The sequence below is a fragment of the Winogradskyella sp. KYW1333 genome, from assembly GCF_003335675.1.
In the GTDB taxonomy this organism is placed as follows: Bacteria; Bacteroidota; Bacteroidia; order Flavobacteriales; family Flavobacteriaceae; genus Winogradskyella.
On sequence record NZ_QPHL01000015.1, the window covers coordinates 144484 to 158322 of the forward strand.

13 protein-coding genes are annotated in these 13839 nt (G+C 33.3%); all 13 read left to right on the plus strand.

Annotated features, from left to right (window positions below; translation table 11 throughout):
• Positions 1-69 precede the first annotated feature (69 nt).
• Positions 70-2172 (plus strand): ATP-dependent DNA helicase RecG, encoded by a 2103-nt coding sequence (gene recG / locus DUZ96_RS06330; protein ID WP_114301106.1) that lies wholly within the window; start codon positions 70-72, stop codon positions 2170-2172.
• Between the two features lie 250 nt (positions 2173-2422).
• Positions 2423-3817: a TIGR00366 family protein gene (locus DUZ96_RS06335; protein WP_114301107.1), complete on the plus strand. Its 1395-nt coding sequence runs from the start codon at positions 2423-2425 to the stop codon at positions 3815-3817.
• A gap of 156 nt (positions 3818-3973) precedes the next feature.
• Entirely contained in the window at positions 3974-4321 is a 348-nt protein-coding gene (locus tag DUZ96_RS06340; RefSeq protein WP_114301108.1) for a hypothetical protein, read from the plus strand.
• Between the two features lie 87 nt (positions 4322-4408).
• On the plus strand, positions 4409-5572 hold the full coding sequence (locus DUZ96_RS06345; RefSeq protein ID WP_147267059.1) for a hypothetical protein: 1164 nt from the start codon (positions 4409-4411) through the stop codon (positions 5570-5572).
• A 355-nt stretch (positions 5573-5927) separates the two neighbouring features.
• On the plus strand, positions 5928-6356 hold the full coding sequence (locus tag DUZ96_RS06350; protein WP_087490815.1) for a hypothetical protein: 429 nt from the start codon (positions 5928-5930) through the stop codon (positions 6354-6356).
• 186 nt (positions 6357-6542) lie between these two features.
• A complete protein-coding gene (locus DUZ96_RS06355; RefSeq protein WP_114301110.1) occupies positions 6543-6977 on the plus strand; it encodes a hypothetical protein in 435 nt (144 codons plus the stop codon).
• Positions 6978-7038: 61 nt separating this feature from the next.
• Positions 7039-7287 carry a hypothetical protein gene (locus DUZ96_RS06360; RefSeq protein WP_114301111.1) on the plus strand — a complete coding sequence of 83 codons (249 nt, stop codon included), beginning with the start codon at positions 7039-7041 and terminating at the stop codon, positions 7285-7287.
• 212 nt (positions 7288-7499) lie between these two features.
• Positions 7500-8969 (plus strand): vanadium-dependent haloperoxidase, encoded by a 1470-nt coding sequence (locus tag DUZ96_RS06365; RefSeq protein WP_114301112.1) that lies wholly within the window; start codon positions 7500-7502, stop codon positions 8967-8969.
• A 152-nt stretch (positions 8970-9121) separates the two neighbouring features.
• Complete coding sequence (locus DUZ96_RS06370; RefSeq protein ID WP_114301113.1) at positions 9122-9823, plus strand: SIMPL domain-containing protein; 702 nt, start codon at positions 9122-9124, stop codon at positions 9821-9823.
• 164 nt (positions 9824-9987) lie between these two features.
• Complete coding sequence (locus DUZ96_RS06375) at positions 9988-10353, plus strand: hypothetical protein (RefSeq protein ID WP_114301114.1); 366 nt, start codon at positions 9988-9990, stop codon at positions 10351-10353.
• A gap of 55 nt (positions 10354-10408) precedes the next feature.
• Complete coding sequence (locus DUZ96_RS06380; RefSeq protein ID WP_114301115.1) at positions 10409-11236, plus strand: cyclase family protein; 828 nt, start codon at positions 10409-10411, stop codon at positions 11234-11236.
• A 214-nt stretch (positions 11237-11450) separates the two neighbouring features.
• Positions 11451-12548 carry a lipase gene (locus DUZ96_RS06385; RefSeq protein WP_114301116.1) on the plus strand — a complete coding sequence of 366 codons (1098 nt, stop codon included), beginning with the start codon at positions 11451-11453 and terminating at the stop codon, positions 12546-12548.
• Positions 12549-12935: 387 nt separating this feature from the next.
• On the plus strand, positions 12936-13724 hold the full coding sequence (locus DUZ96_RS06390; protein WP_114301117.1) for a PhzF family phenazine biosynthesis protein: 789 nt from the start codon (positions 12936-12938) through the stop codon (positions 13722-13724).
• Positions 13725-13839: the final 115 nt, after the last annotated feature.

The window sequence follows — 13839 nt, forward strand, 5'->3', positions numbered from 1 at the left end:
ACGAATTTTAGTCATTTTCTCTCATAATTGAGATTCCTTTTTATTCCTAAATTGAGTAAATTCGCAACCATGAGTGTCAATCTGCAAACACCTATAGATTATCTTAAAGGCGTTGGCCCCAACAGGGCTGATTTACTGCGCTCAGAATTAGGCATCCACACCTACCAAGACCTTATCAACTTATTTCCAAATCGCTATATAGACCGCACTAAATATTATAAAATCAATGCGCTTCAACAAAACAATGCGGAAGTTCAGGTTGTCGGAACCATAATTAGCTTTAGAGAGGTTGCGCAAAAACGCGGTAAACGGTTGGTAGCAGATTTTAAAGATGATACAGGTGTGATGGAACTTGTATGGTTTAGAGGACAGAAATGGATAAGGGAGAGCCTTAAAACTGGTCAACCCTATGTTATATTTGGGAAAACCAACTGGTATAATGGTAAATTTAGTATGCCACACCCAGAATTGGAATTATTGAATGAGCATGAGAAAAACCTCCGCTCTGCAATGCAGGCCATTTATCCTTCTACAGAAAAATTGTCTAACAAAGGTATTACCAATCGCGTTATTACCAAAATAATGCAACAGTTGTTTCTCGAAACTAAAGGGCAATTTGTTGAGACCTTATCGAAAACTATTTTGGGTCAATTGAAATTGATTTCAAAATCTGATGCTCTTTTCAATATTCATTTTCCAAAATCATCTAATCTACTTTCAAAAGCACAATTCCGATTAAAATTTGAAGAATTATTTTATATTCAATTGCAACTAATTCTCAAAAATTTAATTCATAAATCAAAAATAAAAGGGTTTAAATTCGATAAGGTTGGAGATTATTTTAACATCTTTTATAAAGACCATTTACCCTTTGAATTAACCTCAGCCCAGAAACGTGTATTAAAAGAAATTCGATCGGACTTAGGTAGTAACGCACAAATGAATCGGCTTTTACAAGGTGATGTAGGTTCTGGAAAGACTATAGTTGCCTTTATGTCAATGCTAATGGGGCTTGATAACAGTTTTCAATGTTGCTTAATGGCTCCGACTGAAATTTTGTCAGTCCAACACTATAACGGATTAATTGAATTATGTAATAAATTGAATATCAGCATTTCATTACTTACTGGTTCAAGTAAAACTTCAGAAAGAAAGGAAATTCACGAAAATCTCGAAAATGGTAGTTTACAGATCTTAGTTGGCACTCATGCCCTACTTGAAGACAAGGTGAAATTTAAAAATTTAGGACTTGCAATTATCGATGAGCAACACAGATTTGGAGTTGCACAAAGAAGTAAATTATGGCATAAAAATACATCTCCTCCGCATGTACTCGTTATGACCGCAACTCCAATTCCAAGAACCTTGGCAATGTCCGTTTATGGAGATCTAGATATTTCGGTAATTGACGAATTACCTGCCGGAAGAAAACCGATAAAAACAGTGCATCGTTATGACAATAATCGGCTGAATGTTTTCAAATTCATGAAGGATGAAATTGCCAAAGGCAGACAAGTCTATGTTGTATATCCATTAATTCAAGAGAGTGAAAAGATGGATTACAAAGATTTAATGGACGGTTACGAAAGTATCTCTAGAGAATTTCCACTACCTCAATATCAAATTTCTATTGTTCATGGCAAAATGAAAGCAAGTGATAAGGATTATGAAATGCAGCGATTTGCCAAAGGTGAAACGAATATAATGGTTGCTACTACAGTTATTGAAGTAGGCGTTAATGTTCCTAATGCCTCTGTGATGGTAATTGAGAGTGCTGAACGTTTTGGCTTATCTCAATTGCACCAACTACGAGGACGTGTAGGTCGTGGTGCTGAACAGAGTTATTGTATACTCATGACCAGCCACAAACTGAGTAATGATAGCAAAACAAGACTTGAAACTATGGTAAGATCTAATGATGGATTTGAAATTGCGGAAGTGGATTTAAAACTACGTGGGCCTGGTGATATTATGGGTACACAACAAAGTGGTATTTTAAACCTAAGAATTGCGGATATAGTAAAAGACAAAGCAATTTTAGACCAAGCACGATATTTTGCCAAAACCATCCTTAAAATTGATCCAAGCCTTAGCTTACCAGAGAATAAATTCATACTACAGACCTACAGGCAAATGGCCAAGTATAAAAATATTTGGAACTATATAAGCTAAAAAAGGCCTAGTACCAACTACAACCAGGCCTTCCAAAACAGTAACTAAACGTCTTTTAATGATGAATATCTTTATTTAACTTTGTTTAGTTGTACGCCTAAGTTACTCTGTTTAACAGGAGCATGCTGTTATGGACATGTTAAAAAATTAAACTATGTAAATTAACTGTAGATTAAGACAGCCATAATATGAAGTGAAAAATTCTGAATTTCAAAATTAAATTATCTTTAATCTCACAAATCAATTTTAGATGCTAACCAAACTTGGTCAAAAATTTACAGATACGTTTACCAGATACATGCCAAGCGCTTATGTATTTGCATTATTGCTAACCTTACTTTCAGGGCTGATGGCCCTAATTTTTACAAGTACAAAACCTATCACCATCCTTGAAGGTTGGTACGATGGTTTTTGGAAACTGTTATCTTTTGGGATGCAAATTGTATTAATTGTAATCACTGCTTATAGTATTGCGCAAGCACCTCCAATTAAGAGAGGTATCAATTGGTTGTCTAAAAGGATTACAACGCCTATTCAAGTATATCTTACGATAATGGTTTTTGGTATTCTTATTTCTTTTATAAGTTTTGGTATGGTGGTGGTAACATCAATTCTTGCGAGAGAATTGGCAATTAGAATTAAAGGTGTTCACTATCCGTTTTTAGTAGCTTGTGTGTATTTTTCTGGTAATGCTTGGGTTTGCGGTCTATCTAGTTCTGTTCCCTTACTATTAAATACCGAAAACAATTTTCTTATTGAAAGTAATATTCTGTCCGATACCATTTCTACAAGTTACAGTTTAGGTTCTACCCTTAATTTACTCATGATTATTTTATTTCTTTTTGTAGCACCATTTATTATTTGGTTATTAATTCCCAAATCAGCTAATGGCAAAGAGCTTCATAATCTTATCGTTGAAAGAACAGATTCAGAAGCTACCATAAAGAGCGAAGCATTATCATATAAATTACCATATAAAGCCTTATCCGACGCTTTAAACAATGCTGGTTGGCTTCAAATAACTATTGCGCTTTTAGGATTGGTATATATTGTATATCACTTCGCGACCAAAGGATTTGATCTTAATTTTAATATTATGATCTTTATTTTTATTATAGTAGGCTTATTTCTTCATATAACACCAATGCGCTATAGCATTGCCATGAAACGTGCTAGTAGTAATATTTCTGGCATCTTGTTTCAGTATCCCTTTTATGCAGGTATTATGGGCATAATGATGGCATCTGGTCTTGGTGTAAAAATTAGCGAAGTCTTAGCTTCTGTTGCTACGCCCAACTCCTACGCCTTTATTTCTTATATCACAGGTGGTATTGTAAATTTTGCCATCCCTTCTGCTGGTGGAGAGTTTGCCGTTATAGGCCCTAGTATTATTAACATGGTTCAGGATTTGGGTATAAATATGACTTCAAGTGAAATTAACACTATGATGGCTAGAGCATCAATGTCTGTAGCCTATGGAGAAAGTCTGAGTAATTTGCTTCAACCTTTCTTTTTATTGTTAGTGTTTCCGGTAATGGGGAAGGGTATTAAAATACAGGCTAGAGATATTGTTGGCTATTTATTTATCCCCTTTGTTTTGTTTTTTATTTTACAAGCCTTAATGGTGACTTACATACCATTATAGACTATAATAGCTTAATAATCATTAAAAACAAACAGTGTTAGGCACTGCCACTAACATAGGGTAAAGCGAATAACGTCTAAAGGCTTATATTGCTTATATTTATAAATAAATAGCGCAACTCGCCTTACCCGTATGGCCGTTAGCACCAATTAAAGAATGATTCAAAATAAATTTAAGGACATAGACCCAATTTTAGATGAGTGGTTACCGAAATATGGACTAATGGTCTTTAAGGAATATAAAGATTACTTAGTAAGATCTATTGAGGTAATAGACGATAGCGGATTATCTTATCATATTTGGGTTGAACAGAATGGAAATGGTGGTAATTACACCGTGAAAGCTCATTGGGATTTAGGTAAGAAAGTCAATAGACAACGAGTAACGAAAAGTTGGGAGAAAGCATCGCCAATTGACCAACTTTTTGATACACTTGATATGGCATATTCTGAAGTTAATAATTGGATTGTTTCAAACGGAAATACCAGAAATTGGATCAAATAACTCAAATAAAACAGGTGCTAACAAAACCTAAACTGCATTAAAACGCAGCTTAGCCAGACCGTTAGCAGTAATGAGAAATAAACACTAATGAAAAATAAAATAACGCAGTCTTTAGTCCTTTTACTTAGCTTGAGTTTGAGCTCTACTTTTGGGCAAAGCTCTGACAATGATGATAAGATTGATGTCAATAGCAGCGGGAGTTATGATTCAATTGAAAGAAAAAACACATTTGATCTTCGATTAGATAGTTTAGTTGGTAAAAGAGGAGAAAATGAGTTTATACTTCGTTGGTACTATGAAAAAAACAAAATCACAGAAGAAGTTTTTAAAAAAGTTGACAACAGCACTAGCCCTGAGGAGAAAACTGTACGTATTTATAACGACAGAGACTTAATTATCCTAGAGTTCAAATACACTTGGAAAGAAGAGTTAGGTAAGTTTCAACCTAAAGCCGTTATGAATGGATCAAAAACCGAATTTATTTACGATGATAATGGGAATAATTTATTTCAATATCAATATTTCTGGAGTACTGATAAAGAGACTTACTTGCCATACGACAAGGAAGAATTTAAATATGATGAGCAAGGAAGAAAAATATTACGCTTGTGGTATACTTGGAATTCAGAATTAGAAGAATTTGATACTAATTCAAAAACTGAATACAAATATGATTTAGCAGGTAATATCATAGAAAGTTATTGGTATGATTATAAATCTTACTATAATGATTATCGTGATGAATTCTTTTTGGAAACAAAATATAAATTCACTTACAGTGTATTATTAGATGCACAGTATAGACAAGTATATAGATGGGATAATGATTTAAGAAAGATGCAACTATATAATAACGGTGAAGTAAGATATAGCTTTAAAGAGAATAAAAAATTCTCACCAAAAGATCACTACTGGTTAGCTGAAGTTTTAAAAAATAAACACGAAAATAAAAGAGTTATTTATGTTCCGAACTTCATTAAGTTTTGTGAAAATGACATTTCAACTGCTAGAATTTCGTCAAATCGAGAATATAGATATGATAACTATGGCATATGCATTTTATACAATCGGTTCTCAGTGAATAAAGTAACTAATACACGTTATAAAAGTAATGTTAGAACCCGTGAGTTGCTTGTTGATGATAAAAAAAATCTAGTTTATTCTTATACAGATTCAGATTATGATTTAGATTTTCACAACTGGGAAATAGATAGAGAATGGGTAGAGTATTATTCAAAAATTGAAAAGTAAATTTGAAATAGAAAAACTGCTAACAAAAGGTATAGTGCATGCCCAGAGGGACACGCACCATACACGAGAACCGTTAGTGGCAATGCTTCGCACGAGAAAACCTTCCCGAATACTCGGGACTTCCTTTTGCTCTATTGCCACTAACGGCCAGACAGTACGACTGTCATTCGCCGGCAATAGGCTATGGTAGTTTAGCTTAATAATCATTAAAAACAAACAGTGTTAGGCACTGCCACTAACATAGGGTAAAGCGAATATCGTCTAAAGGCTTATATTGCTTATATTTATAAATAAATAGCGCAACTCGCCTAACCCGTATGGCCGTTGGCAATAATTAGAACGAAAAAAATTTTAAATGGAAATTACATTAGAATATTGGAATGAACTTGGAAAGCAAACACTACTGATTACTTCGTTATTAAGTGGATTTTCAATTACCGTAGTGGCGAATTTATTGGTTTCTGACAAAAATGATAAACTGAACAATCGAATTTTGAAATCAGCGACTTTATCAGCTGGATGTTTTCTTGTGAGTGTTTTTGCAATGGTAAATATTGTAATGACTACAACTCCAGGAGGATATATTAAAAATGTTTCATTGAATGACTTTCAAATTGCCAGAATTTTGGGAATGTTGACATTTATGATTGGGCTTATTTCCCTTTCTGCTATGATTGCTTTATCGGGTTGGACAAAATCAAAAAAAGTAGGACGATTTACTAGCATAATTGGAATACTAACATTGATACTGATTTTTATAACAATGACAAGAATTGGAAGCTAAATATAGTACTAGTAAATAAATATAAAAAATAACTATTGCCAACAATGGCTATAAATAATTGCTTGTTCTCGCCTACTTCTGAAAATCCTCGCGGATTTTCAGTTTGGTGTGTACTTGCAAAGTTAAGTGCTAACCCACGCAACTACTCATAGCCAAGACCGTTGTGCTTCATTAGATAAAATATATATGAATAAAATAAATATATTTTTCCTTGTTCTTGTAATAATATCTGCAAGCTGTAATTCAGTAGAAAAGAAGAATATTCTACGAATAAATAAAAATTTTGAAAAAGGTTGGAAGCTTGAATATCAGTCTAGAGAAGAATCTTCTAATCTACGTGATGTTTGGAGTATGTCGGACTATTTTATCGATAATCAAACGTCAGAAATATTATATCTAGAGGAAGTTCGGTATTTGGATGAAATGCAATATTTAGATAACATCTTTAATCCAAGTGCAGAAAATAATCCATCGAAAATAATAAAAATTAAACCGGGTATAAACTATCAGCTACCCATAATTCGGGGTATGGGGGATATCTACATACTTAGAAATCCACCAGAAAAAACAAACACATTTAAAGATGAAAAAGAGATATCTAAATGGCATTTACACTATTAATGTTTCCAAAATCTAATTAAATATTTAACATATTGATCAAAGAATAAAAACTAATAAAAACATGAGGATAAAATTTAATAGCAATAAATCAATGGTTATTTGGGGGATTATTTGGTGTATTACGGCGGCAATTGCCAGTGAATTTGAATTAAGCTATTTGTTTATAATACCAGTTATTTATTGGACTTTTTTAGGCAGTGCAATAACTGACTTAGTTGTTGATAAAGATTGGCACGGGTTAAAGCGATTTTTAATAATATCAACGATTATAATAGCTGTGATTGTTATTGTTTCTCTTTATTGGGAATAGTAAATAAAACAAAGCACAACAATGGCTATAAATAATTGCTTAGCTGGTTAAGAGAAGTGTAATTCCTACAAATCAACACTAACAATTACATCTGAAAAAAACGTAACTTTAAAAACACAACTAATCATAGCCTAAACGTTGTGTCTCATTATGAAAAATGACAATCTCAAAAAATTATTTTAAATTTCTGAAGTAAAATCAACCTACAAATAATGAAAAGAATATTACTGTTATCAATAATCACCTTGACCTTTTTTGGGTGTAAGAATAACCAAAACAAACAACTACAAAGTTCTATTGTAATAACCGAACCCGAAGGAGTTGAGAATATTGCTTATAAATGGGGTAAAATGGCTTTAACTGCAACAGCAAATGACACTGAAAGATTTAAACCAAGACCAACAATTACCTCGCGTTATTTAGGATTAATTTCTGTTGCTGTTTTTGATGCTTGGTCAAGATATGATAAAAAGGCAATTCCAGTTTATTTACAAGACGTGGATAGAAGACCCACAAATGAACAATCCCTAAAAAATAAAGAAATTGCTATTAGCTATGCCGCTTTCAGAGCAATGAATGAGTACTACTATTCTGATAAAAAACTATTTGAAGAATTTATGACTAAATTGGGATTAGACCCAAACAATGAAAGTCTAGACCCAAACACACCAGAAGGAATTGGGAATTTAGCAGCTAAAGCCGTTATCGAGGCACGAAAAGGAGACGGAGCAAATCAATATGGAGAAGAAGATGGTTCGGACGGAGAACCTTACTTTAATTATATAGGCTATGAACCTGTTAATTCAGCCGATAAGAACGTTGATGCAAATCGTTGGCAACCAAAATATTTTTCGGACGGCAAAGGTGGAAAGTTTGCACCAGGTTGCCTAACACCTTATTGGGACAAAGTCAAGCCAATTGCATTAAAATCTGGTAACCAGTTTAGACCAGGCCCACCACCAATGATAGGTAGTGAACAATTGGAGAAAGAGGTGCAAGAAGTTATTGAAATGCAGGCAAATTTGACTGATTACCAAAAAGCATTGGTTGAATTTATGCGAGATGGTCCACAATCTGTGCAACAAGCTGGACATTGGTTAAAATTTGCACAAGACGTTTCTAGAAGAGACAATCATACCCTCGACCAAGATGTAAAAATGTATTTCTACAATCAAGTAGTGGCTATGGATGCCTTTATTGCATCTTGGGATTCTAAAATGTATTACGATTATGCTAGACCATATGCATTAGTTCACGAATATTACGATAAGCAGAAAATAAAAGCTTGGGGTGGTGAAGGAAAAGGAATGATTGAAATGGATGGAAACCAATGGAGACCTTACTCACCTGAAACGTTTTTATGTCCACCTTTCCCAAGTTACGTTTCTGGGCATAGCACAATTAGTGGAGGATGTGGAGAAGCGTTAAAAATATGGACTGGAAGTGATGAATTTGGCTCTAGTGCGCAATTAGTGGCAGGTGCAATGACAGAACCAGATAATTTGGGCGAAACGGTAACCTTAGAGTTTCCAACTTTTACAGAAACTGCTGAAATGGCTGGTATCTCAAGAGTATTAGGGGGTTACCACATACAAGCCGACAATGTAGCCGGACTTGAATTAGGGCGAAATGTGGCTAATGAGGTTTGGAAATTCTATAAAAAACACGTTGGAGAAAAATAACGAGACACAACAATGGCTATAAATAATTGCTTGTTCTCGCCTACTTCTGAAAATCCTCGCGGATTTTCAGTTTGGTGTGTACTTGCAAACTTAACCACTAAACCACGCAACTACTCATAGCCGAGACCGTTGTGTAGTAAATAAAAAATTATATGAATAGAATATTACTGACTTTAGGAATTGTTTTAACTTTCCACTTTGCAAATGGGCAAACAAAAAACTTCATTGACCAACCATACTTAGAAACAACTGCAAAAGTTGATTCTCTTGTAAAACCTGACATAATATATCTTGACATTTTATTACAAGAAAAAGATAATAGAAATAAAGTTTCTGTTGAAGAATTAGAGAATAAGATGGCGATAAAGTTGGAATCTTTGGGTGTTGACTTAAAAAAACAATTAACTCTCTCTGACTTAGCAAGTAATTTCAAAAAATACTTCTTAAAACAAAAAGATGTTCTAAAAAGCAAAGCATATAAACTAAAGGTTTTTGACGCTCAAACTGCTGGAAAAGTCCTTGTTGAATTAGAAAGCATTGGGATTTCAAATGTATCACTTGATAAAACAGAATACTCGAAAATTGAAGAGTTGAAATTGGATTTGAAATCAAAAGCAGTAAAAAAAGCAAAAAAACAAGCTGAATATCTTATCAAACCACTGAATCAAAAGATTGGTGGAGCACTATACATTGTTGACAAATACTATCAAGGTTATAATTATGATGCAGAATTGGATGAAGTAGTAGTCGTTGGTTATGGCTCAAGAAAAAAGACGGAATATAAACCCGTAGAAATTGAATTTAGACCAATTAAAGTTGCAACTGAAGTTACCATCAAATTTAAAATTGATTAAAAATACGCTACGCAACAATGGCTATAATCCATTTCTAAGTCTGTGAGAAAAACTAAATTTAATCCCCTAACCCATGCTACTGATTCCTGCTCTGAAAATCATTCTGTTTTTCGCCATAACGGAAATATATAAAAGAACGTTGGCAACAATTAGAAAAAATAAATATGCTTAAACAACTTTTCTTGATACTAACAATTTCAATTTTAGCGGGGTGTTCAAGTGACAACAGAACTCTTGAATTGGGAAAAGGAGATGATGTAATAGTTAATCTTGAAGTTCTTGATAAGACGGGTATAACAAAAATTGAATTTCAAGCAAATGGGAATATCGAGGTAATGAATTCGGACGACTTAGAAAATCATAAGATAGTTTCTTTCGGATTTGAAAATAAGGGTGAAGGAACTTTTAAAGTTTTTGTCTACTCTTCAAATGACACGATAAGTTCAGAACATTATGTTGAAGGAGGATACAGACCAGAACTTACTGGTACGAAAAAGAAAATTGAAGTCAAAGAACACATCGGATATTAAAAAAAACTATTGCCGACAATGTCTATAAAGCATGTAGAAATTAAAAATTATATAAATGAAAAAGAGACGTTTTTCAATTCTATTATTCCTTCTTTCATTATTGTCATGTAGTGAAAAACAGGCCACTTCATCAGATTCTAATCGATCAATTCAAAGTAATACATCAGACGATAAACTTATAGATTTATCCCACGCCTATTCGGACGAGACGGTATATTGGGTTACAGCAGAGGAATTCGAGTTAGATACTGTTTTTAATGGGGAGACAGATAAAGGGTTTTATTATTGTGCAAATAATTTTAGTACTGCTGAACATGGTGGAACCCACATAGATGCGCCTATTCATTTTGCAGAAAATGGCCAAACAGTTGATGAAATTCCACTAGAAAAATTAATAGGACCAGCAATCAAAATTGATGTTTCTTCAAAAACACACAATAATTCAGACTACTTAATAAAAATTGATGATTTATTAGAGTGGGAAAATACTGAAAGAATCAAAATTCCAAATGGAAGTATTGTTTTATTAGAAACAGGATTTTCAAAATACTACCCCGATAAAATTAAATACATGGGAACGGACGAACGTGGAGAAGACGCAGTTAAAAAACTACATTTTCCTGGGCTGTCTAAAGAAGCAGCAAAATGGTTAGTTGAAAAACGAGATATAAATGCAATTGGAATTGATACACCAAGTATTGATTATGGTCAATCTGAATATTTTGAGAGTCATGTTATATTACTATCTCAAAACATTCCAGCTTTTGAAAATCTAACCAACCTAGACAAATTACCAAATATTGGATTTGAAATAATTGCATTACCTATGAAAATTCAAGGCGGAAGTGGCGCACCACTAAGAATTGTAGCAATCACCAATTAAGGGCAAAAGTAACCACGAACAACAAGGGGTCTGAATTGAATTTCGATTACACACTATATGCCGAGTTTATGGGGAATGATGACAAATCAAGCAAAAACACATTGGTAAGAATTTAAATTAAAAAGAGCTCTATTTAATAATTAAAGACAATAAAAAATTATAATTATTGATTAAGAATGATTAGATTCTAAATCTATTATTATAAAAATAAAATATGAAAAACTTATACCTTGTCGCTCTCCTTACACTTATCTCACCACTATTTACCAATATTATTCTTGCACAGTGTGATGGTGCCACTTTAGAGAGCCTTACTAATCCTGGCCCTTTTGAAGTGGAAACTCTTACCGAGGCAGATGGAATACGTAATGGCCCCGATTATTTTGGAGCGACCATTTACTACCCAACAAACGCAACACCGCCATTCTCAAGTATAGCAATCGTTCCTGGATTTGTATCGCTTCCTTCGAGTGTTCAAGATTGGGGTCCATTTTATGCCTCTCACGGAATTGTAACCATTATTATAGGTACAAATTCTCTTTTTGATTTTCCAGAAGCACGTGCAAATGCTTTGTTAGATGCTTTGGAAACTATAAGACAAGAAAATAATAGGGACGGATCTCCACTTGAAGGATTACTTAACCTAGATCAATTGGCCGTGAGTGGCTGGTCTATGGGTGGTGGTGGTGCACAAAGAGCTGCTGTACTTGATAACAGTATTGCGGGCGTTATTGCTTTATGTCCATATCTCAATACTCCTCAACTCGATCATGCGAGTCCTGTTTTAATTTTTAGTGGTGAGGATGATCCTACAGCCCCACCCTCTCAACAGGCTGACATTCATTATAATGTCACTCCTAACACTACAAATAAAGTGCTATTCGAAATCGAAAACGGTAATCATTCCGTTGCCAATACGCCAAACGGCGCAAATGGTACTGTTGGTAAAATAGCGCTTTCTTGGTTAAAACTTTATGTAGAACAAAATGATTGCTATTGCACTTTATTGATGGATAATCTCTTTGTTGATTCTGATGTAGCCTCTAAAATAGAACAAAATTTTGAATGTGAATCTTTAGGAACCAATGAGCAACAATTGTTTACCGGATTTTACCCTAATCCAACTCGAGATATAATTAATTTTAAAATAATTAGGGATGTACAATTCACACTCATTTCACCATTAGGACAACTCCTTTTAAAAGGGAATTTAACTAAAAATAACAAACAAATTGACTTGTCGCACTTTCCAGAAAGTATGTTTTATTTGCATATTGAAGGTCAAGTTATTAAACTCATTAAATACAATTAACAACCTTTATGTTTTATTAAATAGGTTCAAGGAAGTCCCCAACAAGACAAACACAATTATTTCAGGATAAGGGATTTAATTGATATAATTACAATTAATAATCTATCAAATCTTACATTAAATGAAATGCAATATAGAATGGATTCATTTAGTTTATTAAAAATAATAATTAACAAAAACTATATTCAAGCAACTAAATTTGAAATTGAAACTAATAGTATTAAAAAAGCATATTATTAAAATTTTATAGAACAAAAGCCATATACAATATAGGATACTAACTTCTATTTATTTTTTATGCTTACCTTCGGTAATTAAGCAAATAATTTCAAACGTAAGATTAAACAAAGCCATGCTTTGATAGTAAACTTAACTAGCCCAATAAAAATGAAGCTAGACCTATATCAAATAGATGCATTTACAGACAAAACCTTCGGTGGAAACCCAGCTTGTGTTGTCCCTCTGAATGATTGGTTACCAGATGATATACTTTTAAATATCACAAAGGAAAATGCAGTTGCCGAAACTGCTTTTTTTATTGACAAAGGTGATAAAATACTCCTACGCTGGTTTACACCTGAAATAGAAATGGATTTATGCGGACATGCAACACTAGCAACAGCACATTGCCTAAAATCAATTCTAAATTATTCTCAAGAAGAATTTATATTTGAAACATTGAGTGGGAATTTGACCGTTTTCAACAAAAATGATACTTACTTTTTAGATTTCCCTTCACGTATGCCAAAAACTAGTGAACTTCCTGAAATAATAAAGAAATCTTTAAATATACAACCCAATGAAGTCTACAAATCAAGAGATTATCTATTGGTATATGATTCTGAACAAGACATAAAGAACATCAAAATTAACAGACAAATATTTGACCAAATAAATCTTAATCCAGGAGGAGTTATTGTTACAGCAAAAGGTGATAATAATGATTTTGTTTCAAGATTTTTTACGCCACAAGCATCTATTTTAGAAGATCCAGTAACCGGATCTGCACATTGTTCGTTAATTCCATTCTGGTCAAGTAGGCTTGGGAAAAAAGACATGGATGCAATACAAATCTCTGATAGAATCGGATTTTTAAAATGTAAGGATAAAAACGATAGAGTAATCATTGGTGGAAAAGCAAAAACCTATTCAATTGGAAACTTATGGATAGAATAAAACTACCGACAACAATAGCTGTAAACAATTGCTATTACAGACTTACCCTGAAAATCTCTGCGGAATTTTTAGGTTGTTGTGTACTTACAAATGTTCGCACTAACCCACACAACTG